This window comes from Paraburkholderia sp. BL23I1N1 (genome assembly GCF_003610295.1).
In the GTDB taxonomy this organism is placed as follows: Bacteria; Pseudomonadota; Gammaproteobacteria; order Burkholderiales; family Burkholderiaceae; genus Paraburkholderia.
Map to the genome: position 1 here is coordinate 5,764,279 of NZ_RAPV01000001.1, position 23,945 is coordinate 5,788,223.

Below are 23,945 nucleotides of genomic sequence, written 5' to 3' on the forward strand. Positions count from 1 at the left end.
TCGACGGGGCTCGCTTCGGATCGATACGTCGCAACTCGACTCGACGAACTACAAATGCACAGTAAAGGCGCCGCAGCCCGCCGTCATCAAGCCGTAATACATTGACGATTTCGACGCCTGAACCCCGGCCGCCGTTTGCAAAAGGCGGCCGGCGCTCATGCGCCGCTTATTCGTTTTCGTCGAAGTAATGAGTGGGCCTTGCCCAGCAATGCTGTCCGATGAAACCTACGCCAAAACCTACGCCACATATGCCGTGAAATTCGCCGCTCAGGGGTGGCGCACAGCTTAGTTCTCCCTTCGTAGTCCCCGAACGGGTCGAACACGCTTGATCTCCCTTATATGGTTCACCATCGATAGGGCAAACTGTCGGCCGTTAATCCAATTCTGCTTCTCAAGTGCAACCACCCGCTTACCCGTGAGATCGAGTTCGACATCGTGACCCGCGGCTCGCGTCACTGCCCCCGCGAAATCATCGAGGCCCGAGCGGCGGTATTGAATGCCGTAGGCCCGCGCGAGCCGCTCGACAAACTTCCCGACGTTTTGGGTTGGCAGCTTGTCAACGTCTGTACGTAGCCTCGGGGCTGCGCCCGGTTGCGCCTTTCGAGTTGACTGACATACCGCACCATGATGTTGTCCCAGCCAAGCTTGCGAGAAATCCGACTCTTGCCGATGTCAACAGACGGAACGATCGTCTTCGTCCTGGATGCGAACCGTCACCGCACGTCGAGCGAGTCCGTCTCGCCGCGTTCGCAATGCGAAGGTCGGGGCTCGATCCCTCTTTCCCGCACCGTAAGAATCAAGCAGTTAGCCCAGTCCTCGCGACTGGGCTTAATGAGATGGTCAGCCTGACCGAAACAGCCCGATCGGCTTACGCTGATCGGGCTGTTTCCTTTTTGGAGATCGTCATGGACACCATCTCATTGATCGGAATCGATCTGGGCAAGCATTGCTTCCATTTGCATGCACAGGACGCATCGGGCCGCATGGTGTTGCGCAAGAAGCTTTCGCGCACCCAGATGTTCACGCTGCTCGGCAATCTTCCGGGCTGTACGGCCGTCATGAAAGCGTGTGCGGGCGCTCACTGGGTCGCGCGCCGCATCCAGGCACTGGGGCACCAGGCCAAGCTGATCTCTCCGCAATACGTCAAACCTTTCCTGCAGGGTAACAAGAACGATTTCGCCGATGCGCAAGCAATCTGCGAGGCCGCGTCGCGCCCGAGCATGCGGTTCGTCACTCCACGCAACGAGGTACAGCAGACGATCTCGGCGCTGCATCGCGTACGTGAGGCGCTGGTACGTGAGCGTACCGGCACGGTCAACCAGATTCATGCCTTCCTGCTGGAGTTCGGCGTGAGCCTGCCCAAGGGGATGGCCGTGATCCGCCGGCTACCGGGTGTGCTGGTCGCGCATGATCTGCCGCCGCGGCTAGTCGCGCTGCTCGAGCGTCTGCAGGCCCATTTCAAGTACCTCGATGAGCAAATCGGCGAGATCGAGGGCGATCTGATATGCCAGCTTAAGGAAGATGAACGCAGCCAGCGCCTGCTGGAGATTCCCGGCATCGGTCCGATCACGGCCAGCGTGCTGGCCACCGAATTGGGCGATGCCCGACAGTTCGCTTGCGCGCGCCAGTTTGCGGCGTCCATCGGACTGGTCCCGCGCCAATACAGCACGGGCGGCAAGCCAACGCTACTGGGAATCAGCAAGCGCGGCGACAAGAATTTGAGGCGACTGCTGGTGCAGTGCGCGCGAGCCGTCATGCTGCAAATCGAGCGGCGCACCGATCGCCTGGGCGCCTGGGTCCGCGATCTGCTGGCCCGACGGCATTCCAACGTGGTGGCCTGCGCGTTGGCCAATAAATTGGCGAGGATCGCCTGGGCCATCCTCGCCAAAGGCACGCACTACCAAGGCGCACAGGCTGTAGCAGCAGCCTGACGCCGCGTCGCTTATATCGTCTGCTGTACCAGGTCACTCCCCGGTTTTGCGACGCGAGATACGTGAAGACATAAACGGCTCAACGGCCGGGCAAGCAACCTGACAAAGCAAATAGCGCTTCGATGCTGCGGGCTTTTTGAGGTTTGTCCGGCGCAGCTCTCATCATGGGGCGGGAACCTGTTCCCACAACGACCCCGGATAGATTTGCGCATGCCCAATTTACGTCAACACCGACTCGCTTGCAAAAGTCAGGCTGACCATAGATTTGTTTTCCGGATTCTGTGTAGGCACCGTGTAAGCATTTCCGCGACACTGACTCCCTGCGGTCAACGTCCCGGTCGAGCGAAATCGCTACAAGCGCCACAACCTGTCCATCGCCTGGAGCATGGCGGTCCCGCCTGGTGCCTCAACACCAGATCGACTGCTCGGCACCACATGAAGTGCATAGGGTATTGACAAGCGCGAAACATCACAGTGACTGCGTCCCCGGTCCGTGGACTGTGGACAGCCTGCCGGCACCAACTAATGTTCCACCCAAGGGTTGACAGGCTGAGAAAAGAACGAAAAAATCCGTCCATTGTCCATGGACTGTGGACGGCAATCTTGGGCCCATGATGAAAAGTCAAGATGTAGTGCTTCTGCTCAAGCTCGCGGCGCTGGAGCGGCAAGCCCATGCCTCGGCCGGCGAGGTCCCCGGGGAACCGCCTGACGACCTCGACGCGGCAATCGCCGACATACACGAGGCACTCGAAGAAGAAGCTGGCAACGCGCGTCCGCTTAAACTGAACCTCGAATTCGATCCCTATAGCGTGCGAGGCCTGTCGAGTGCCATCGGCATCAGCAAATCCGAAGTGAGTAACGCATTGGGGCGTTGCTACGCCAACGGCCTCGCGAAACCGAACCGGCATGGTAGCGGTCCAGCCGTCAATCGGCGAGGACTCGAAGAATTCCTGTCGTATGGCATAAGGTTCGTATTCCCCGCGCAGACACTTGGTCTGGCACGAGGCATCCCGACAGGACTCACAGCGCCCATTTTTCAGGGCATACTTCGCAGCGCCGGAGAACACTTCCCGGTCTGGCCCGACCCGCATGGCGATACACTCGGGCTCGCGGTGGAACCGCTATACAAAACTGTCACCACTGCAATCCGTGACGACGAAACGCTCTATAAACTGCTTGCGGTGGTGGATTCGATTCGCCTCGGCCAGCCCCGCGAACGCAAGCTCGCCATAACGCAGCTACATAAGCTCTTGAATTACTGAAAATGGCTACCGTCGACGATCACATCACGATGATTCGGGCTGTCGCGAAAGCAATTGGACCGGAAATCTGCCAGGACGTCGCATTCGTCGGCGGCTGCACGACAGCTCTTTTGCTAACCGACCTCTACACGAGGCAACAGGTCAGGCACACGGATGACGTTGACCTCATTGTGCATGTATTGAGCTATCCACACTGGGAAAAACTGAAAGAGCAGCTGCGCGAAAAAGGCTTCCGCGAACAACTGGACAATGACGCGCCGATCTGCGCGATGTTCCTGAATAGCCTGCGGGTCGATTTCATGCCCGATGACGCAGAAATCCTGAAGTTCGGAAACAGTTGGTACCGGGACGCGCTTGAAAGCGCCGAACCCCATGATATCGGCGAAGGCGTGACGGTCAAGATTGTCCGCCCTGCACACTTCCTCGCCACGAAGCTCGCGGCCTATCTCTCGCGTGGAAATAACGACCCGCTGGACAGCCATGATGTTGAAGACATTTTGACTCTAATCGATGGTCGTTCCGAAATTGCCGACGAAATACTGCATGCGGATCCCGCAATGCGCACGTACATCAGTTCGCAGTTCGACGCACTGCAGAAGCACCGGGACTTCGAATATGCAATCGCGGCGGCAAGCAACGGGGACGCAGCCCGGGAAAAAATGATCAGCGAGCGCGTCGATCTCATCGTCTCCTTCGCGACACTCGAATGAACGACCGAAGCCCTGCCACGTGGCAGTGGTACAGCAGGCAAGGGACGACCTGCACCGAAAATCGGGACGCCTGCGGCATCTTTCAATCCGCGGCCTACACCTTCTCTGTGGTCGTGGATGCCTCGCCTCGCGGCGAACGCGGGATCCAGTTCAATACCTGCTGGATCACAACGGTCCTCGATCGCATGAGCCCAGAACTGCCTTCCGTAGCATCTGTACTTTCTGCGCTGCACGAGGGGCAAAAGCATCTGCGTACTGAGCGATTCTTCGCGGAGAAAGCCTCGTATGCCGCCTTCCTGTTTCCGCGCGAAGCGAAAGACGGTTACAGGCTCAGTACGGCAAGCGCCACAACGATCAGCGCAAACGCCACGTAGGCATTGGTAACGGTCCTGAGCGCGGAGACTGGCCTTCTGTGCGCTGGCTGGGAGCGTGATGTCAGTTCGAAAGCCGCTTAATCAGACAGCAGCAGGCGAAGCGTCACGCAGTTCGATGCCGGTCCATACGCCGCGCGAACAAAGCTCCGCGATCAGTTCGCAGATGCACTGACGTACCGCAAGCGATGCGGAACTGACAGGAAGCGCATTCGGCCAGCAAATGCTCGCCGGCCGACGGATCACCGGGTCGACGAGGCGACGCATCCTGGGCCGATCTGCCGGCGCACGCAGCGCAAGCGCCGACGCAGGCAGAATCGTGCAGGCCGCCCCGGACTGTGCGATCGACAGCAACATGGGAAGCGAATCGACGTCCGCGATGATATTCAGCGGCACCTGCTCGCGAGCGAAGGTGCGTTCGAGCAGCAGTCGCAATCCGTTCGACACGCCAGGCGCCACGAGCGGTACGTCGGTCAGCGCCGACAGCGCGCAGGTGCGCGAGCGTCCCGTCACCGCGCCACCAGGCTCGCCCATCACATACAGCTCTTCGTCGAGCACCGGCAAGGCACTGATGCCCGGTGTATTCGTATCACGGAACAGTATCGCAAGATCGAGCCGGCCATTGGCGAGCAACTCGTTCAGGTAGCCGCTCATGCTCTCGAAGAACTGCAACCGGATGCCCGGATAACGCTGCCTGACACGCTCAAATACCGGCATCGCCAGGATTGACGCCATCGTGGTGGGCAGCCCGACAGCAACCGTTCCCGATTCCGCCCCGACACCTTCCCGAACCTCCTGACGCAACTGCTCCATCTGATGCAGGACGAGACGCGCATGCCGATACATGGCCTGCCCGGCGGCGGTCGGTTTCACGCCCTGCGAACTGCGGATGAGCAGCGGAACACCAACGTCGTCCTCCAGTTTCGCGATCTGCTGGCTGAGCGACGGCTGCGCGACGTACAGCTTTTCCGCGGCCTTGCCGAGGCTCCCGTAATCGACGATGTTCACGAAATAACGGAGCTGGCGTATGTCCATGATCGAAGCCTGCGGAAAGCGAAGCGCCATAGGATACGCTTATGCCCGGCACATTCAACCGATATTTCCAGAGTACGGATCATTCACATAGAGTCGTCTAATTCCAATTCGAAAGTGCTGGCCACCCAGCACTGGAGACGACCCCAATGATTACGCCAGCGCCCGCCCCGGATCCACAGTCGGTTCAGACCGTCACTGACATCATTGCCCCTGCGCCGGCTGCCGCGCTCAGCGCCACACTCGACTGTCGTGAAGCGCCCCGTAGCGGCGATCCACTGCCTCCAATCTGGCACTGGCTCTATTTTTGGACACCCTCACCGCAAGCGGAACTGGGAAGCGACGGCCATCCGCGGAAAGGCGGGTTCCTCCCCGACCTCGGGCTGCCGCGGCGCATGGCCGCGGGCGGCCGGATCACCTTCAACGCCGCGCTCACCATCGGTTCAAGCGCCGAGCGCGTCTCGCGTGTCATGTCCGTCGAGCACAAGGAAGGCCGCAGCGGCCGGCTCGCATTCGTGACCCTCGAGCACGAAATCAGGACGAACGGCGTCACGGCAATCCGCGAAGAGCAGGACATCGTCTATCGCGAACCCGCGCAACCCGGCCAGCCGCAGCCGCAGCTGAAATCCGCGCCCACACCCGCGCCGGCCGGCCCCGATTGGGAACGCATCATTGCGCCGACCGAGGTGCTGCTGTTTCGCTTTTCCGCGCTGACCTTGAACGGTCACCGTATCCATTACGACCGCGATTACGCGCGCGAAATCGAAGGTTATCCCGACCTCGTCGTCCACGGACCACTTATCGCCACCCTGTTGCTCGACACCGTCGCGCGCTTCGCGCCTGAAGCGGTCGTGCGGGAATACACGTTCAAGGCAGTGAGGCCGACCTTCCTTGGCAACACATTCGCCATTTGCGGCCGGCGCGCGGCCGACGGCCAATCCACCGATCTGTGGGCAAAAGACCACGAGGGCTACCTGACGATGTCGGCTCGCGCCGTGCTCGCCTGACCCAACCCTTCACCCGGAATTCACACCATGAATGCTGCAGCCGACCCGTTCCAGGACATCCGCGAAGCCATCCGCGACCTGTGTAGCAAGTTTCCAGCCGGGTACTTTCGTCAGGTCGACGAAGAGCGCGGCTATCCCGAAGTCTTCGTCGACGCGCTCACCAAGGCGGGCTGGCTAGCCGCGCTGATCCCGCAGGAATACGGCGGCTCCGGTCTCGGCCTCACCGAGGCATCGGTGATCATGGAGGAAATCAACCGCAACGGCGGCAATTCGGGCGCCTGCCACGGCCAGATGTACAACATGGGCACGCTGCTGCGTCATGGCTCAGCCGAACAGAAAGCGCTCTATCTGCCGAAGATCGCCTCGGGCGAGTTGCGGCTGCAGTCGATGGGCGTAACGGAGCCGACGACCGGCACCGATACGACGAAGATCAAGACAACCGCTGTGCGCAAAGGCGATCGTTACATGATCAACGGTCAGAAGGTCTGGATCTCGCGCATCCAGCACTCCGACCTGATGATCCTGCTGGCACGGACCACACCGCTGTCCGACGTGGCGAAGAAGAGCGAAGGCATGTCCATTTTTATCGTGGATCTGGCGGATGCGATCGGCAACGGCATGACCGTGCGCCCGATCCCTAACATGGTCAACCACGAGACCAACGAACTCTTCTTCGACAATCTCGAGATTCCCGCCGAGAACCTGATTGGCGAGGAAGGCAAAGGCTTCAAGTACATTCTCGACGGCCTGAATGCCGAACGCACGCTGATTGCGGCCGAATGTATCGGTGATGGTTACTGGTTTGTCGACAAGGTCTCGCGGTACGTGAAGGATCGAGTCGTGTTCGGACGTCCGATCGGACAGAACCAGGGTGTCCAGTTCCCGATCGCGCGCTCGTTCATCAATGTCGAAGCGGCCAGCCTGATGCGCTTCGAGGCTGCGCGCCGCTTCGATGCGCATGAGCCGTGCGGCGCACAGGCGAACATGGCGAAGCTGCTCGCCGCTGACGCATCGTGGGAAGCCGCGAACGCCTGTTTGCAATTCCATGGCGGCTTCGGCTTCGCCTGCGAGTACGACGTCGAACGCAAGTTCCGCGAGACGCGGCTCTATCAGGTTGCGCCGATCTCGACGAACCTGATTCTCTCCTATGTCGCCGAGCATATCCTCGGTCTGCCCCGTTCGTTCTGACGAGGACTTTCCGATCATGCGCCCTCTCGAAGGAATCAAGGTCATTACGTTCGAGCATGCGATTGCGGCGCCGTTCTGCACGCGACAACTCGCAGACCTCGGAGCCCGCGTCATCAAGATCGAACGCCCCGGCACCGGCGACTTCGCGCGCCACTACGACGAGCGCGTTCACGGTCTCGCGTCGCACTTCGTGTGGACGAACCGCTCGAAGGAAAGCATCACGCTCGACGTAAAGCGGCCGGACGCTATCGAAGTCGTCCATGGGCTGCTGGCCGATGCGGACGTGTTCGTGCAGAATCTCGCGCCCGGCGCCACGCAGCGACTCGGGCTCGATGACGACGCCCTGCAGGCACGCTACCCGAAACTGATTGTCTGCGACATCTCCGGCTATGGGCTCGACGGCCCCTACCGCGACAAGAAGGCCTATGACCTGCTTATTCAGAGTGAGTCGGGCTTTCTCAGCATCACAGGATCAGAAGGCGAGCCGGCGAAAGCAGGCTGCTCAATCGCCGACATCGCGGCAGGCATGTACGCCTACACCAACATTCTCGCGGCGCTCATCGAACGCGGAAAGACCGGACGCGGCCGACGCATCGATGTATCGATGCTGGAAAGCATGGTCGAATGGATGAGCTACCCGTTGTACTACGCGATCGACGGAAAGGCGCCTCCCAACCGCGCCGGCGCCTCGCATGCGACGATCTATCCGTACGGTCCGTTCAAGGCCGGCGACGGCCAGACCGTCATGCTCGGCCTCCAGAACGAGCGGGAATGGAAAAGGTTCTGTGAAACGGTGATCCAGAAGCCGGACCTCGCGGTCGACGCGCGTTTCTGTTCAAACAGCCGCCGCGTCAAGAACCGCGCCGAACTCGGCCATCTCATCGAAGAAGCGTTCACTGCCCTGACAGCGCGGCAGGTCATTGAACGTCTCGAAGAGGCCAGGATTGCAAACGCGCATATGAACGACATGCAGGCGGTCTGGGCGCACGAGCAACTCGTCGCGAGAAAGCGCTGGACCCGGGTCGCCACGCCAGCCGGTGAAATCCCCGCCCTGTATCCCCCAGGCATCACGCAGGAGGACACCCCTCGCATGGACCCGGTGCCCGCGCTTGACCAACACACGGACATGATTTTGCAGGAGCTTGGCTACGCCGACGACTGCATCCAGGAGTTGCACCGAACCGGCACAGTCTGAGTCGGTCCCCGTCCCTCGACGTTCCAGCAAAAGCAAACGCCTCGGCATCACTTCAGATGCCAAGGCGTCGTGACGTCGGAAACAACCATGGCGGTTTTTTTGTCAACGCTACCGGCCGGCTCGATCGGCTACCCATTTCCGCGGTTCACGGCATTGTCGAGCGCGAGCAGTTGCTGCGCGCGCAGCAGCACGGGCCGGTCGATCATCTTGCCGTCCAGCGTGATCGCTCCAGCTTGTGACGCGGCCGCCGCCTCGACGACGCGCGCGGCCCACTGTAGTTCCTGCTCACTCGGACGATAGCAGCGATGCACGGCTTCAATCTGCTTCGGATGAATGCAGAGCTTCGCCCCGAAGCCCTGGCGCTTGCCGTTCAACGCGTCGCGCTCGAGCCGGCCGCTATCGTGGATGTCGGGCGTGACGCCGTCGATCGGCGTCTCGATGCCCGCTACACGCGAGATTAGCGCGAGTTGCGCGCGATATTGATTCAAGGGCTCGCCGTCGTCGTCCATTCCCATCTCGGCAATGAAGTCCAGCGTGCCGAACATCAGCCGCTTGACGAACGGCGCCTTCGCGATCTCCAGCGCGCTCCACATCCCGAGTGCGCTCTCGACGAGCGGAAAAACCGGCACGCGGCGACGCGCGATAGAAACCGTCGCCGCAATATCGGCGGCCTGCTCGGCCTTCGGCAGCACGATGCCCGCCACGCCGTCCAGCGCGCCGAGCTTCGCATCCTGCTCGAACCACGGCGTGGCGCGCCCGTTGATCCGCACCAGCACAGGATGCCTGCGCGACACCCAGTTGGCAATGTGCTCGCGCGCCGCCTCCTTGGCGGCGGGCTCGACGGCGTCTTCGAGATCGATGATGACAGTGTCCGCACCGCTCAATAGCGCACGATCGAAGCGATCGGGTCGGCTCCCCGGCACGAACAGGAAAGACTGCGGCGAAAAGCTGGCGTTGCCGATTTCGTCGCGGAGTACCTGGGCCGCCTTCGAGCTGCTCCGGTCAAAGTACACTGGGTCTCCTCGCTAAACTAATGGGCATGCGTTTGCATAAGCCGTTTCGTTTATTACACGCGAATTCGCCCGATCCGGCTACTATCGATGGGCTCTACCCGTCATAGCCCGTGCCTATCGCGCCGTGCCGCACTCCCCCGATGCCAAACGGCCCGGAAGACCCTGGCGAACACTTGCAATTCCCCTTCACCGCTGCATCTGCTCGAAGGCACAGAGCGCCGCGATCTCCGTCACACCGCCGTCAACCGGCACGCATACGCCTGAAATGAAACGTGCTTCATCGCTTGCGAGAAACAGGGCTGCGGCCGCCACGTCCCATGCGTCACCTTCGATGGCGAGCGGCGCGATTTTTCGTCGCCGTTCTTTCGCCTCTTCGTCCAGCATGCTCTCCACCATCGGCGTGAAGATGTGCCCCGGCGCAATGACATTGGCGCGCACGCCATCGCGTCCGTACATCACGGCCAGCTCGCGCGTCAACGCGATCAGGGCCGCCTTTGACGAGCCGTACGCCGCCGCCCCATGACTTCGGATGCCCGCGGTCGAACTGACGTTGACCACGGCGCCGGCTCTCGCTGCAACCAGATGCGGTGCCGCGCTTCGGCTCATGAGAAAAGCACTCTTCAGATTCACGTCGATAGTGCGGTCCCACATGGCTTCATCGAGATTCTCGAGGCGGCTGCCGGCACCCGCCACGCCGACGTTGTTAACCAGCACGTGCAACGCGCCATAGTGCTCGACGGTGGCGGCCGCGACACGCCCGCATGCGTCGCCGTCGGTAACGTCGGCTTCGCAGACAAAGGCCTTGCCGCCCGCTTCGAGAATCATTGCCAGCGTCTCGCCGGCCCGTTCCCTGCTCTGATCGACGAGGCAAACCGACGCGCCTTCGCGCGCGAAGAGGCAGGCGATCGCCTTGCCCGTCCCTACGCCGCTACCTTGCGAACCGGCACCGGTCACGATTGCAACCTTGCCCGCAAGACGCTGATGAAATGTCTTTGGATAAGGCATGTTTATCCCGATGTGAGTGTTGACGGCGCGGGCTCAGTGCGGAGGACGCAACACCGTTACGCGCCCACCACGTGACGCCAGAATCACCTCGTCGCCCGTGTGAAAGTGCAATGGAATCTCGTCGACCGGGACCTTCCTGCCGTCGAGTCCGCGGCTATACGTGCTGTCATCGAGCGCGAACGTGCCACTGCGGCCATCTTCGCCTTGCACGGCCACCGCATCTTGCGAAACCGTGGTAATCCTGCCGATGATCGGTGTATCGCCGGAAGCCGCCATTACGCGGATGTCCATCGAAAGCCGGAATCGATCCGAGTAGTTCGCCACGCCGGTATGCGGCGTATTCAGATGCATGATGACGACATCGCCCGGACGATACGTCGTGCGGCGCCACGCATGCGCCGGCACTGCGCCATCCGGAATCGGAAACAGCGGCGGTTGCGAAAGATCGTGCAGATACGGTCCCTTATGCAGTCCTTCTGCAAGAACGAGGCCACCGACGTCCGAATCGATTTCCGCAAGCGGAATCCAGCAGATAGCGAATGGGATGCCCGCGTTGTAGAAACCGTCCTGATGGACGTAATCGAACCGCGCGCGAGAGCGGTCCTGCACCGGCGGCGTGGCACGATACTCGACCGTTGGAATCCAGAACGGATCGTCGGCAAGCAGGCGACTGAAAAATTGATGGATCGCCGGCTCTGTAACGAATGGCTTCCATATCTTGCGCTCGGCAAGCGGCTCCATTCGGAACGGGAACTCCTCCAGACTCCTGCCGTTGTATCGGGCAAGCGGATCATCCGGATCGATCACACCGAATTGCGAGAGTTCGTTCAGAAAGACACTACGCAGCCGTCCTACCGCGCTCTTGTCCAGCACATCGCGAAAGAACCAGTAGCCGTCGCGTTCCCACGCGGCTTCGAGCGCAGCGCGGTCGTCAAGAATATCGTTCGATACGTGTAGTTCCGCCATGGCGGGCAATACGCCAGCTTCCAGCTCTGTGAGCATTCCGTCTCCTTGCTGTTCGCCGTATTTCATCGATACGGTCAATGGCTCCGCACGGCGGGAACCTGAAATCAGTGTAGGCTCCAGCACGCTTTAATGCAACTATCAGTTGCATTTCTGAGCGAACATCGTTCGGACTCACGCATAAATCCCAGGGAAAACCAGACGGCGAAATACGTTGCAAATATCGAATGACGTACATATATTTGCCTTCAATCGACGTTACTTTTTTAGCAGATATCTTGTGGACCATTCGTCGAAACTGAACACCTGCTGCACTCCGCCGCATCCTGCCGTTCGACAGCGGCGCGATGACTCGCCAACTCGATTTCCTTGAAACGCGTGGGTTTATTCGTCGCATGATCGCCAACCTCTCCTGACAAACGCCACGTCGAACTCGCAGATCGCGCCACTGTCGTCGCGCGCGAATTTCATTGCATCGATTCGAGAAGGAACACCAGATGAATCACCTCGATACCCCTACTCAGGAAACCGGACCGGCGCTCGACAATGGCGCCGGCGCACCGTTGCCTGTGCCACACGTCTATCGCGGTCGTACGGTTTCCGGCGACGCTGTCATGCACGTATCGCGCGATCTCGGCAAAAGGTTCTGCACTCCGGCGGTTGAACTGGACAATCTCGTCTGGTCACGCACGCAGGCAGGTCCGGCCTTCGATTTGCCGATCGCGCAAGTGATCGATTTTCTCGTCGAACTCGGCCCGCGCCTGCATCTGGATGCGAATCCGTTGATGCAGCAAGCGCTCGAATCAATGATCGAAGTCAGCCCGCTCGGTCGCCGGATTCTGGAGAACTGCTATCGCGACATTCCGAACCTGTTCGCGCGCGGCGTCATTGAAGACGAATTGCGCGTGAGTCTTGGCGACTCCAGCGTGATCGACGGCTGGATGCCGCGCACGTTGCGCGGCCGCCCAAGCCGTCTACGCGCATTTCCGCCGCGTCTCGTGCACATCCTCGCGGGCAATTCGCCGATGGTGGCCGCGATGACCGTAATGCGCGCCGCGCTGACCAAAGGCGTGCATCTGCTGAAACTGCCGTCCAACGATCTGTTTACGGCGACCGCGATCCTGCGCACGATGGCGGAAATCGACGCGGCGCATCCGCTGACACAATCGTTTTCCGCGGCGTATTGGCGTGGCGGTGACGAGAACGTCGAGTCGACCCTGTATCGCGCGCAATACTTCGACAAGCTCGTGGTGTGGGGCGGCGAAAGCGCCGTGCGCCACGCGATGCGTTATGCAGGCCCGGGCCTCGAACTGGTCGCATTCGATCCCAAGGTATCGATCTCGCTGATCGGCCGCGAGGCGTTTGCCTCGGAGGAACTGCTGCGGCAGGTTGCGCGCGCCGGCGCGGCCGACGTGCAATCGTTCAATCAGGACGCGTGCAACGCGAGCCGCTACCAGTTCATCGAAGGCAATGAAGACGGCGCCGACCGCTACTGCGAATACCTGGCCGCCGCACTCGGGGAAGACTTCCGCTACGGCGACGGCCAGGGTCCGGTGGTGCCGAACGATATCCGCGAAGCCGTCGACGTATTGCGTGAAATGGAACCTTTCTATCGCGTGTTCGGCGGCTATGACGGAAAAGGTCTCGTGGTGCGCTCGGACGAACGGGTCGATTTCCATCCAATCTGCAAGACCGTGAACGTCGTGCCGGTGCAGAGCCTGCGCGACGCGACCCGCTTTGCCACAGTGGCGACGCAGACTGTCGGTATCTATCCGCCGCAACGCGCCGCCGAAGTTCGCGATGCGCTTGCATGCGCGGGCGTACAGCGCATCGTGACGCTGGGCGAATCGATTTCGGACGGCGTCGGCGGCTATCCGCACGACGGCATGTTTCCCGTCCATCGCTTCGTGAAGTGGGTCTCTGAAGAAGCCGGCGATAACAGCCCCTCGGTGTCAACCCGATGAAGCATTCGCTTTTATTCGAGAGAAACTTTAGATGACTGCTCTATCGACATCCGCCACTGTCTGGCTAATCACGGGCGTGTCGTCCGGCTTTGGACGATGTCTCGCCGAAGCCGTGCTCGCACGTGGCGACCAGGTGGTGGGCACGGTGCGCAACACATCGCAGATCGCGGCGTTCGAAGCGTTGTCCTCTCATGGCCACGCGCACGGCCTGCAACTCGACGTCACCGACGCGGCGGTCGTGCCCCACGCGATCGAGCAGGCACTCTCCCGCGCGGGCCGCATCGACGTGCTCGTCAACAATGCCGGGTACGGTTTGTTCGGCGCACTCGAAGAAGTGTCGGATACCGAAGCGAGGCGCCTGTTCGACACGAATTTCTTCGGCACCGTGAACACGATCCGCGCTGTGCTGCCGCACTTCCGGCAACGAGGCTCCGGGCATATCGTGAACCTGTCGTCAGTCGCGGGTTTGATCGGCATCGCCGGATGCAGTTTCTATTGCGCTTCCAAGCATGCTGTAGAAGGCTTATCCGAGTCGCTCGCGCTGGAACTGCAGCCGTTTGGCGTGCGCGTCATGCTGGTCGAGCCGGGCGGATTTCGTACGAATTTCGCCGGCGATTCGCTGCGTTGGAGCGAAGCCGTTCTACCGGCTTACGCGGAAACGGTCGGCAGGATACGCGAGCAGATGACTCACTATCACGGCACGCAGTCCGGCGATCCGGCCAAGGCCGCCGCGGCAATCGTCCGGGCCGTCTGTGCCGACGAACCGCCCCTGAGGTTGCCTCTCGGCCCCGATGCAGTCAGCATCCTGCGCAAGAAACTGTTGTCCGTGGAGGACAACCTCGACGCATGGGCCGAAGTCTCGACTGCCACCGATTTCGATCAATAACGCAGCCACGTCACGCTGGAGACGCCATGTCGAGCCTCAACCGCTTTTACGATCTGCTCGAACAGGACGGCGATCCGTTTCGCCATCCTGACGATCTGCGCACACTTCAACTGGAGGCAATCCGCGAACGTTTCGCGCAGCGCCGTGAGCAGATCAAGCTGCTGAGCCGGCGCGCCGCCCACATGGGCATCGATGAAGTCCGCAGCGAGGCCGATATGGTCCCGTTGCTGTTCGCGCATCAAATCTACAAGAGCTATCCAGAGCAGTTCCTGGAAAACGGCCGGTGGAAGCATCTGAATACCTGGCTGCAAACGCTGACAAGCAGACCCGTGACTAACGTCGACGTCGATGGCGTGGACAACGTCGATGCATGGATAGAGCGCCTGCGCGGCGCCGGACACCATGTGTTCAGTTCGAGCGGCACGTCCGGCAAATGCAGTTTCATCAGCCAGACACGCGCCGACCTGGACCGTGTGACGGCATCGTGCGTTAAGCTTGGCGTGTACGGCAACAAGCTCATCAAGCGCGATTTCGGCAAGCGTCCGGTATTCCTCATGATGCCGCCCGCCGGCGCCCATCGGCATATCGAACCGGTCCTGAGCGCCGCCGTGCAGCTCGGCGGCGAAAGCACACTGATGTTCGACGAGCCGTCGCTGGCATCGTCGACGATCGCGATGGGCCGCATGCGCCGCGCGATCGCGGACGGCAGCGCAAAACCTAGCGCCATCGCCGCATTCCAGGAACAGGCGACAGCGCGGCAGCGGCATACCGGCGCGATGATCGACCGCTTTCTGGACAATCTGCTCGCGCGTCGCGATGTGCCTGTGCTCGTGCAAGGAAACTGGTCGCTGCATTGGACGCTGGCCGAGCACGCGCGCCGGCGCGGGGTCGCGAACGGCATCTGTCATCGTGAAACCGTCATCACGACGGGCGGCGGATTGAAGGGCACCAACGCGCCCGCGGATTTCCGCGAGCAGATCATCCGCTTCTACGGCATCGAGCCCGAGAACGTTCAGAACAGTTACGGCATGTCCGAGATGATCGGCACCGGCCCGTGGTCGGACCTTGCGCAAGGCTACGCGATCTGCCCGTGGATCGTTCCGTTCGTGCTCGACAAAACAGGCGAAAAGCTGCTGAATCCCGTCGACGGGAAAGGACGTGTCGAAGGCCGCTTCGCGTTCTTCGACCTGCTTGCCGAAGGCTACTGGGGCGGTTTCATTACCGGAGACAAGGTGACCATCGACTTCTCGCCCGAGGAGCCAACCGACGGTCTTCAGGGGCCGCTCATCAGGCAGGTCGGCCGCTATGCGGATCTCGAAGAAGGCGAGGACAAGCTTTCGTGCGCGGGAACGATGGAGTCATATGTTCGCGGCATGATCGACGTGTGACGCGCCCACCTGTTCCACTTCGAGACCGGCCGTTGCGCGATGGATGCGCGCCAGGCAGCCATCGCGCATAACACCGCGTCCGTCCTACTGGCGGACCGCCAGGCGGGTGAGTACACTGCCAGTTTCTCCCTGGTCGTCACCTGCCCATGGCCAAATCTCCGGCACTTCCCGCTTCGCCCGCACCTTCCGCCGACACGATGGCGAGCGCCGCTCCGCGTGCGGCAGGACGGCCCACGCAGGATGTCGCCGCCGAATTGCGCGAAAGACTGCTGAGCGCCGCGACACAGACCTTTCGCGCGGAAGGATTCGGTGCAGCCAGGGTCGAAGAGATCGCTGCACGCGCGGGCATCAGCAAGACCACTGTCTACCGGCAGTTCGGCACCAAGGAAGAACTGTTTCGCGCCGCGATATGGCACGGCATGCAGGACCTGCGCGGCAGGATCGAGAAACTGCTCAAGCAGCGCCGCGACTTCACGAAAACACTGTCGCTCCTTTTGCGCATACTCACTGATCATATGGCGACCACGGGCACGATCGAAATCACGCGTGTCGTAGTCGGGGAATCGAATCGCTTTCCGGATGTGGCGAACGGCTTTCTTCAATACGTGAACGAGATGCTGGAGCCGGTCGCGGACTTCATCGCCTGCGCTGATCGCGACGGCACGATCAGCGCGTCCGACGCGCCTGGTGCCGCACGCGATCTGCTGACGCTGGTGGCCGGCAGCACGGAAGTGCTGATGGGCATTCCGACAACGCCCGCGCAACGCGAGCAGCGTGCCGCACACATCGAGCAACTGCTGCTCGCCGCGTGGCGCTACAAGGTGCCTCGCAAGACCATTGCGCCGCATGCGTAGCGCTTTTTATCCTCGCCCTACGCATCCGTCTGCCCCATCACCTGAAATTGTGCCGACGCCTGAGCGATGCGTCGGCCGTTCGCCCAGATCAGACAATCGGAAAACACCACGCGCTGACCGGCTTTGAGCACGTTGACGTGTGCCTCGACCCAGTCGCCCGGCTGAGCGTTGCCCATGAAATTGACCGTCAGACTGGTGGTCAACACCTTGAGCGCGGGCTCGCGCGAATACTTGCTCGCCCACGTGATAGCGGTGTCCGCGAGCATGCAGATCATCCCGCCATGCATCATCTGCCCGCGATTGCGATGTTGCTCCCGTACACGCATGCCGATCACCTGCCCCCGCTCGCTTTTCCTGTGCCAGAGCGCGCCGACGAGTTCATGAAACGGCCCGAACGCCGGCATTAATTCGAATCCTTCCGGGGCGACATCGTCATCGTCTGGCGCAAGGCGGGCAGCAGCAGTAATCTGAGGGTGCATTGACGTAGTCCTTCATGCGCGCCTTTGTGCCTTGCGGCAGAACAAGACGCTTTTTCACGGCAAAAATGTAGCGTATCATTATCTGTACGTAAGTCAACTATATGTACGGAGACAAGGGTGATCACTGCGCCGCTTTTCACGCCATTGCAAGTTCGCGGAGTCACGCTGGCGAACCGTATCGTCATGTCACCCATGACGCGCGGCTTCTCTCCCGACGGCCTGCCCGGGCCCGATGTCGCTGCGTACTACCAGCGTCGCGCGCAAGGCGAGACGGGACTCATTATTACCGAGGGTGTGGGGATCGATCATCCATCGGCACTGGGTGAAGCCGGGCTCGGTGAAAATTCGATTCCGACGCTGTCATGCGCGGCGTCGGTCGGAGCCTGGCGGCACGTGACGGATGCGGTTCACTCGAGCGGCGGGGTGATTTTTCCGCAGCTGTGGCACATGGGCCCGATGAAGGAAGCCAATACCGGACCGGTCCCCGCTGCGCCGCCGATCCGGCCGTCCGGGCTGTGGGGTCCGGCGGGCCGTCAAACATCGCTGGACGCCGGCTATCTGGCCCGCGTGAGTGCCGCAACCCGTCCAATGAGCGATGAAGAAATCGCCGATGTGATCGCCGCTTATCGCCGGAGTGCATCGTATGCAAAGGCTGCCGGATTCGACGGAATCGCCGTTCACGGCGGCCACGGCTACCTGATCGATTCATTTCTGTGGAGCGAGACCAATCAACGCGTTGACGTGTGGGGCAAAGACCGCACGGCCAGAAGTCGTTTCGCCGCTGAAGTGGTCCGCGAAATCCGCGCGGAGATCGGCAATGCAATGCCCATCAGTTTCCGTTTCTCGCAGTGGAAGCAGCAGGATTTCAAGGCGCGTCTCGCGACGACGCCCGGCGAACTCGAGCAGATTCTCGCGCCGCTCGCCGAAGCGGGCGTCGATATCTTCGAGGCAAGCACACGGTACTTCAACCGCGCGGAGTTCGAAGGCTCGGAAATGAACCTCGCCGGCTGGGCAAAAAAGCTGACGGGAAAATTGTCGATGGCCGTCGGCGGAATCGGAATCAACAAGGGCTTCTATGATTCGATGGCGGGTGAGCAGACGCTCGCGCAACCCGACCTGACGCCCTTGCTCGCCCGCTTCGCGCGCGGTGAATTCGATCTGGTCGGCGTGGGGCGATCATTGCTGCACGATGCGCAGTGGGCTCGACGCGCACGCACGGGCGAGCCCTTCCTCGGTTTCAGCACGGATTCCTTGACGCGCCTGACCTGAACGCCGGAGTCGGATTTGCCGCGGCAGGACTCGGCTCGACGCCGGCTTATCTACAACCGGCCAGTGACCGGAATCGACGCCCCCGTCACCGCGGAGGCAGCACGCGAAGCGAGAAAGAGAATCACCGCCGCGATGTCGGCAGGCTGCACCCAGCGCGAAAAATCGGCATCCGGCATGTCCTTGCGATTTTGCGGCGTATCGATGATGCCCGGCACGACCGCGTTGACGGTGATCCCACGATCCTTCAGTTCGTCGGCGAGCGCCTCGGTAAGACGCAGCACACCGGCCTTCGAGGCCGCATACGCGCCGGTCCCGGCCCCGGCCCGCAGCGCCGCGCCTGCCCCGATGTTGACGATACGCCCGCCGCCTTCGGGCCCCGCCGCGAAACGATCCAGCGCCGCCCTCGATGCGGTCGCCGCGGTCCGCACGTTCATCTGATACATCAGGTCCCACGTTTGCAGATCGCTGTCCGCCAGGGTTTCCCAGCGAAAGCCGCCGGCCACGTTGATCAGCGCATTCAAAGGGCCGAAACGTTCGGCCACCGACGACAGCGCCGTTCGCGCGCTGCCCAGATCGGTCAGATCGACACCGCCGAGCCGCCATTGCCCGTCCCGCCCCTCGGTGTTCGAAGCATCCGGCGCCGGAGCGCGGTCGAGCAAGGCCACCGTCCAGCCATCCGCGAAAAATGCGTTGCCGACTGCCCGGCCGAGTGTGCCGAACCCTCCCGTAATCGCGACTACACGTTCCATCTGAAAGACTCCTGTTTCCACGGCTGCGCCGAACACGCAGCCAGACAGGCGACTAGCGGCCCTTGAACACCGGGTCACGCTTCTCGCGAAACGCGTTCACCGCTTCCTGATGATCCTCGGTCTGATTCGACAGCGCTTCATACGCTATGGACGCGTCGAGTATCGAGTGCGCGAGCTGTTTCAGACCGATGTTGATCGATGCCTTGGTCCACTGGATAGCCTGTGAAGCGCCAGTCGCCAGGCGCTTCGCCATCGCGGCGACAACCGCATCGAGCTCGTCGGCGGGAACCGCATGATTGATGAGCCCGAGGCGCGCCGCCTCCTCCGCGCCGAGCAGATCGCCGGTCAGCAGATATTCCTTGGCCTTCGCGTAGCCGATCAGTTGCGGCCAGATCACCGCCCCTCCGTCTCCCGCGACGAAACCGATCTTCACGTGCGGGTCGCCGATCTTCGCGTGGTTCGCCGCGTAGCTCAGGTCGGCGAAAAGCGCGATCGTCGCCCCGAGACCCACTGCATGACCGTTGATCTTCGCGATGACGGGCTTCGGGCAGTCGAGCATCGAGAAGATGATTTTCTTCGCTCGCTGCATGCCGGCGAGGAACAGCGCCGGATTGTCGATCACCTGTTGCATGTGTTCGATATCGCCGCCGGCGCTAAATGCGCGGCCCGCTCCCGTGAGCACGACGACCCGCGTTTCGGGATCCTCGGTGACATCGATGAAAAGCCGCGACATCTCGATGTCCATCTGCTCGTCAAATGCGTTCAAGGTATCGGGCCGGTTGAGCGTGACAGTGAGAATGCCGCCCTCGCGCTCCAGCAATAACGCCTGATAGTCCGGAAAATTCATGACGTGCCTCTCCATTGTTCGCGACATCCGGCCGCTTACACGCTGACCGGCATGAAGCGGCGTCCGTTGTCGTACATGATTTTCTGGGTGTCCTGCGCGGACAACGGTTCGCACGCCTCACGCGCGAAATCTTTCGGTTCCGGTACGCCTTCCGCGTGCGGATAGTCGGAGCCCATCAGCAGAAAGTCCGCCGAGCCGGTTTGCGAGACGATCTGCACGAGGTCGTCTTCGGGATACGCTACCACGAAGACATTCTCCTTGAATATCTGGCTGGGCCGGCTCTTCAACTGACCGCAGGGCCAGTAGCCGTTTTTCGACATGCCCCGGCACTTGTCCATCTTGACCAGCATCGACGGCACCCACTCGGCGCCATTTTCCGCGCTGCACAGTTTGACGTTCGGAAAGCGCTCGAAGAAATTGTAGAAGATGAACGACGAGAGCGTTTCGATTACCGGACGCTCACCGTAACCATGCATCCACACAAAAGCCGTCTGGCGCTGACGCGACCGCTGCACAGGCTCGCCCCACACGGCCATGTGGTCCTTCATGTAAATCGCCTCGGAAACGTGGAACGTGACGCGCACGCCGGCTTCGTTGAGAATCGCCCAGTACGGATCGAAATACGGGTCGGCGGGCGCGCGTCCGTTGAACGGCCCCATCGGCATCAGGATCACGCGCACGCCGTTCGCCACCAGCCATTTCGCCTCGGCCACAGCGGCGTCGAGATCGTCGAGCGCGACGATCGGCGTGCTGTAGATGCGATCCTTGTAGTTGAAGGTCCAGTCGTCGAGCATCCAGCGGTTGTACGCGTGCAGCACGGCGCTTGCCGCGACCGGTTCGTTCAGATAGGAAATGCAGGCGACCATTTCGCCGACATACATCGTGCACGCTTCGACACCGAACTCATCCATCTTGGCGAGACGCGCGTCGCGGTTGAACATGTCCGGCGTGGGCGGAACCCGCATTTCGACGTTGTCCTTGCCGTCTTTCATCGCCCGCAGCCATTCGTGCAGTTTTCCCGGCGGCGGCACGAGTCCTTCGGCTGACGTGTAGCCTTCGCTGATCTCGACCTTGCGATCGCCGACGTACATGCAGCGGTTGCCTTCCGGCGTGACCCGGCTCGTAAACCCCCATTCTTTCCGGAATTTTTCGGGCAGATAGCGGCTGAACGCATCTTCCACTTCGTAGAAGTGCGTGTCGGCGTCGTAGATCTTTCCTTGATAAGCCTGCATGAAGAAGTCTCCCTTTATGGAACGTGAGATAGGTGCCGTGCCCTTGAACGAAAGTATCGGCGCACGTCCACGACAGACAAACCGCTATATCGAAACGAAAAGCCGCCATATCGAATTGATATCGACAAAGACTACCGCTCCCGCGCCACGCGATCATCTCTAACCACCCCTAAAATACAACTATACGCACACCATTCAACTATGAGATGATACGCAAAAATCCAGTCGAACGGAGACATTCCATGCACGCCGACGCACCGCCGCACTCGTCCTCGCGCGAACCGCTCACGGGCGGTCCACGGCGCTGGTTTCTCTTTGCGGTGCTGATGTCGGCAGTGGCGGCGTCGTCCGGAATCACCGTGATCTACACGATGCTTGTGACGCTCTACCGGGTTTTCCCCGGGTCTGCGGCAACGGGCTGGACCGTCACCGCGTACTGGCTCGGCGCGGCGGCTTTCGCGGCCATCTGCGGGCGCCTGGGCGACCTGCTCGGCTACCGGCGCGTCCTGCTCATCGTGCTGGCGATTGCCGCCGTCGGAGGCGTGGTGGCGGCTTGTGCGCCAGGCATTGCCGTGCTGATCGCCGGATGCGCCATGCAGTCGATCGCTTCGGGCATCACTCCGCTTTCGATGGGGCTCGTCCGCGAAAACCTGCCTGACCGGCAGATACCTTTAGCGGTCGGACTCATCGGCGCGGCGGGTATGGTGTCGGCCGGGTTGATCTACATCTGCGCCGGTGTCGTGATCGATCACTACTCGTGGCAAGGCGGGTTCTGGTTCAAGGTGGCGTTGTGTGTCGCAACCATCCTGGCGGTGCGTTTCTGCGTGCCGCAATCGCGCCGCGGATCTGCCAGGCGAATCGATTTCGTGCGCGGCCTCGCCTTCGCGCCGGCATTGTGCGCGATCCTGTTTGCCGTGCAGCAGATTCATGCGTGGGGACTGCGCGATCCGCGGATAGCGGGCTTGCTGGCCGGCGGCCTGGTGGTGCTGTGGCTCTGGGCGAAACACCAGCGCGACGCGGCCAATCCGCTTATCAATATCCGCCTTCTGAAGCAACGTCAGGTGATCCTCGCCAACGTGTGCATGATGTGCGTCGCGATCGGCGCGATGCAACTCGGACAAGTGTTTTCGCTGCTCTTACAGCAGCCTGCATGGACTCATGCAGGTTTCGGACTGAGCGCCACCGTGGCGGGCTTGCTGATGTTCATCATCAACATCGTCGCGATGATTGCGAGCCCGTGGAGCGGGCGCATCGCCGCACGCTCCGAAGCGCGCCGGGCTGCGCTGATCGGCATGACCATGCTGGTCTTCGTATGGGCATTGCTGATCGTGCTGCACCGCAGTCTCCTGCTGTTCGTTCCCGGCGCGATGCTCTGCTCGTTCGGCCTCGCTTTCGCGCACACGGCGGTCTACAACCTGATTATCGAAGCGACGCCTGCCGAACAGACTGGCGAAGCGACCGGCCTGCTCTACGTGTTTTTCTCGTGCTTCTTCGCGGTCGGGGCGCAAGCGGTATTCACGTTGCTGCAAGGCGCGTCCGTGAGCGATGGCGGTGTGTCGTTTCCGGCGGCGCAAAGCTACGAAACCGTGTTCGGATTTGTCGCCGGCAGTGCGCTGGCCGGACTCGTTGTCGCGTACGCGCTGCCGAGGCATCGCGTATCGGACAACCGTCCGCGTGTTCTGGAAGGCTCTGGATTGAGCGGCGAGGCAAGCACGCGCTAATGTTCGGGCAGCGCGTCGGCTGACGACGCACCAAGGTGCCCAACGGGTTTCGTCCCGTGGGCACGCTGGCAGATTTATTCTTCTTCGTCCGCGTTGCACAATGCCGACGCACGCTGCGCGACAGCAAGCATGTGTTGCTCCAGGCGCTCGCGTTCGCGATCGAAGCGCTCCAGCGGTGCACCGACCGCCATGGCCGCAATCACATCGCCATTGGGTCCAAAAATCGGCGACGACAGACCCGCTGAGTCCGGCAACAATTCGCCGCGGCTGACCGACAACCCTGTCTCGACGATGTTCTGCAGCTCTTCGCGCAGCGCTTTCTTGTTGACCGTAGTTTGTTCGGTGTGGCGCTCGAGTTTGACGGTGCGCAGGTACTCGGCAAGAAACTCTTCCGATTGGTGAGCCAGCAAAACGCGCCCGGCGGCAGTGCAATACAGCGGACGGCGCATGCCGACAAGCATCGAATATCGAACGGACTGTGCACTTTCGATCACGTCGACGTACGTGATGACCTTATGCTCCGCGTCGAGCACGCCGATGTAGACCGTTTCGTGAGTCAGCTCGGAGAGTTCGAGCAGAAACGGACGCAGCACCTTCGAGAAATTCCATACCGCCATCACGTTCGCGGCGAGACGGAAAATGGACGGTCCCAGCCGGTAACGGCCGCCGTCGTGCATCAGAAACCCTTCTGCCACAAGCGGCCGCAACAGGTTGAGCAAGCTGCTTTTGGGCGACTCCAGTGCGACATTCAGCTCTGCAAGCGACATTCCGTCCGGCGCTTTTGCCAGCACATCGAACAGCCCGAGCAGGCGAGTCAGCGAACGCGGTCCGGTGACATCCTTGTCCGCAGAAGCCAGAATTTCTTTCGACATATCACTC

22 protein-coding genes are annotated in these 23,945 nt (G+C 61.4%); 13 read left to right on the forward strand and 9 right to left on the reverse strand.

Annotated elements, in window-relative coordinates; all coding sequences use genetic code 11:
- Window positions 1-905: 905 nt before the first annotated feature.
- From B0G76_RS26955 to B0G76_RS26975, 4 genes are all read left to right on the forward strand, one after another.
- Entirely contained in the window at window positions 906-1,931 is a 1,026-nt protein-coding gene (locus tag B0G76_RS26955) for an IS110 family transposase (protein WP_120295188.1), read from the forward strand.
- A 611-nt stretch (window positions 1,932-2,542) separates the two neighbouring features.
- The gene (locus tag B0G76_RS26965; protein ID WP_220700778.1) at window positions 2,543-3,193 is read left to right on the forward strand and encodes a hypothetical protein; all 651 of its coding nucleotides are present in this window, start codon (window positions 2,543-2,545) and stop codon (window positions 3,191-3,193) included.
- 2 nt (window positions 3,194-3,195) lie between these two features.
- Complete coding sequence (locus tag B0G76_RS26970) at window positions 3,196-3,903, forward strand: hypothetical protein (RefSeq protein WP_120295189.1); 708 nt, start codon at window positions 3,196-3,198, stop codon at window positions 3,901-3,903.
- Entirely contained in the window at window positions 3,900-4,277 is a 378-nt protein-coding gene (locus tag B0G76_RS26975) for a hypothetical protein (RefSeq protein ID WP_120295190.1), read from the forward strand. The genes B0G76_RS26970 and B0G76_RS26975 overlap by 4 nt, the downstream gene beginning before the upstream one ends.
- A gap of 81 nt (window positions 4,278-4,358) precedes the next feature.
- Here the strand turns inward: B0G76_RS26975 and B0G76_RS26980 are convergent, their stop codons facing one another.
- A complete protein-coding gene (locus B0G76_RS26980; RefSeq protein ID WP_120296850.1) occupies window positions 4,359-5,309 on the reverse strand; it encodes a LysR substrate-binding domain-containing protein in 951 nt (316 codons plus the stop codon).
- A 146-nt stretch (window positions 5,310-5,455) separates the two neighbouring features.
- Here B0G76_RS26980 and B0G76_RS26985 point away from each other — a divergent pair, with 146 nt between their 5' ends.
- The 3 genes from B0G76_RS26985 to B0G76_RS26995 are packed head-to-tail and all read left to right on the forward strand — an operon-like array spanning window position 5,456 to window position 8,696.
- Window positions 5,456-6,313 carry an acyl-CoA dehydrogenase gene (locus B0G76_RS26985; RefSeq protein ID WP_120295191.1) on the forward strand — a complete coding sequence of 286 codons (858 nt, stop codon included), beginning with the start codon at window positions 5,456-5,458 and terminating at the stop codon, window positions 6,311-6,313.
- A gap of 27 nt (window positions 6,314-6,340) precedes the next feature.
- Complete coding sequence (locus B0G76_RS26990; RefSeq protein WP_120295192.1) at window positions 6,341-7,501, forward strand: acyl-CoA dehydrogenase family protein; 1,161 nt, start codon at window positions 6,341-6,343, stop codon at window positions 7,499-7,501.
- 16 nt (window positions 7,502-7,517) lie between these two features.
- On the forward strand, window positions 7,518-8,696 hold the full coding sequence (locus B0G76_RS26995; protein WP_120295193.1) for a CaiB/BaiF CoA-transferase family protein: 1,179 nt from the start codon (window positions 7,518-7,520) through the stop codon (window positions 8,694-8,696).
- Window positions 8,697-8,824: 128 nt separating this feature from the next.
- Here the strand turns inward: B0G76_RS26995 and B0G76_RS27000 are convergent, their stop codons facing one another.
- The 3 genes from B0G76_RS27000 to B0G76_RS27010 all read right to left on the reverse strand — a co-directional run bounded on the left by B0G76_RS27000 (window position 8,825) and on the right by B0G76_RS27010 (window position 11,716).
- Complete coding sequence (locus B0G76_RS27000; RefSeq protein ID WP_259460873.1) at window positions 8,825-9,658, reverse strand: CoA ester lyase; 834 nt, start codon at window positions 9,656-9,658, stop codon at window positions 8,825-8,827.
- Between the two features lie 237 nt (window positions 9,659-9,895).
- Window positions 9,896-10,714: an SDR family NAD(P)-dependent oxidoreductase gene (locus B0G76_RS27005; protein WP_120295194.1), complete on the reverse strand. Its 819-nt coding sequence runs from the start codon at window positions 10,712-10,714 to the stop codon at window positions 9,896-9,898.
- Between the two features lie 33 nt (window positions 10,715-10,747).
- A complete protein-coding gene (locus B0G76_RS27010; RefSeq protein WP_183082153.1) occupies window positions 10,748-11,716 on the reverse strand; it encodes a phytanoyl-CoA dioxygenase family protein in 969 nt (322 codons plus the stop codon).
- Between the two features lie 458 nt (window positions 11,717-12,174).
- Between B0G76_RS27010 and B0G76_RS27015 the strand changes: the two genes are divergently transcribed.
- The 4 genes from B0G76_RS27015 to B0G76_RS27030 all read left to right on the forward strand — a co-directional run bounded on the left by B0G76_RS27015 (window position 12,175) and on the right by B0G76_RS27030 (window position 16,769).
- Window positions 12,175-13,641 carry an acyl-CoA reductase gene (locus tag B0G76_RS27015; protein ID WP_120295196.1) on the forward strand — a complete coding sequence of 489 codons (1,467 nt, stop codon included), beginning with the start codon at window positions 12,175-12,177 and terminating at the stop codon, window positions 13,639-13,641.
- Window positions 13,642-13,672: 31 nt separating this feature from the next.
- Window positions 13,673-14,527, forward strand: coding sequence for an oxidoreductase (locus B0G76_RS27020; protein ID WP_120295197.1), 855 nt, complete (start codon window positions 13,673-13,675; stop codon window positions 14,525-14,527).
- 26 nt (window positions 14,528-14,553) lie between these two features.
- A complete protein-coding gene (locus B0G76_RS27025) occupies window positions 14,554-15,915 on the forward strand; it encodes a hypothetical protein (RefSeq protein ID WP_120295198.1) in 1,362 nt (453 codons plus the stop codon).
- Window positions 15,916-16,061: 146 nt separating this feature from the next.
- Entirely contained in the window at window positions 16,062-16,769 is a 708-nt protein-coding gene (locus B0G76_RS27030) for a TetR/AcrR family transcriptional regulator (protein ID WP_120295199.1), read from the forward strand.
- Window positions 16,770-16,786: 17 nt separating this feature from the next.
- Here the strand turns inward: B0G76_RS27030 and B0G76_RS27035 are convergent, their stop codons facing one another.
- A complete protein-coding gene (locus tag B0G76_RS27035; RefSeq protein ID WP_120295200.1) occupies window positions 16,787-17,248 on the reverse strand; it encodes a PaaI family thioesterase in 462 nt (153 codons plus the stop codon).
- Between the two features lie 117 nt (window positions 17,249-17,365).
- Between B0G76_RS27035 and B0G76_RS27040 the strand changes: the two genes are divergently transcribed.
- Entirely contained in the window at window positions 17,366-18,517 is a 1,152-nt protein-coding gene (locus B0G76_RS27040) for an NADH:flavin oxidoreductase (protein WP_120295201.1), read from the forward strand.
- Between the two features lie 50 nt (window positions 18,518-18,567).
- Here B0G76_RS27040 and B0G76_RS27045 read toward each other — a convergent pair whose 3' ends face one another.
- The 3 genes from B0G76_RS27045 to B0G76_RS27055 are packed head-to-tail and all read right to left on the reverse strand — an operon-like array spanning window position 18,568 to window position 21,345.
- Window positions 18,568-19,266 carry an SDR family NAD(P)-dependent oxidoreductase gene (locus B0G76_RS27045; protein WP_120295202.1) on the reverse strand — a complete coding sequence of 233 codons (699 nt, stop codon included), beginning with the start codon at window positions 19,264-19,266 and terminating at the stop codon, window positions 18,568-18,570.
- Window positions 19,267-19,318: 52 nt separating this feature from the next.
- Window positions 19,319-20,113 (reverse strand): enoyl-CoA hydratase/isomerase family protein, encoded by a 795-nt coding sequence (locus tag B0G76_RS27050; protein WP_120295203.1) that lies wholly within the window; start codon window positions 20,111-20,113, stop codon window positions 19,319-19,321.
- 35 nt (window positions 20,114-20,148) lie between these two features.
- Window positions 20,149-21,345: an amidohydrolase family protein gene (locus B0G76_RS27055; RefSeq protein WP_120295204.1), complete on the reverse strand. Its 1,197-nt coding sequence runs from the start codon at window positions 21,343-21,345 to the stop codon at window positions 20,149-20,151.
- Window positions 21,346-21,587: 242 nt separating this feature from the next.
- On the opposite strand from B0G76_RS27055, the gene B0G76_RS27060 reads away from it, so the two are divergent.
- Window positions 21,588-23,066 (forward strand): MFS transporter, encoded by a 1,479-nt coding sequence (locus B0G76_RS27060; protein ID WP_120295205.1) that lies wholly within the window; start codon window positions 21,588-21,590, stop codon window positions 23,064-23,066.
- A 74-nt stretch (window positions 23,067-23,140) separates the two neighbouring features.
- Here the strand turns inward: B0G76_RS27060 and B0G76_RS27065 are convergent, their stop codons facing one another.
- Entirely contained in the window at window positions 23,141-23,938 is a 798-nt protein-coding gene (locus tag B0G76_RS27065; RefSeq protein WP_120295206.1) for an IclR family transcriptional regulator, read from the reverse strand.
- Window positions 23,939-23,945 lie beyond the last annotated feature (7 nt).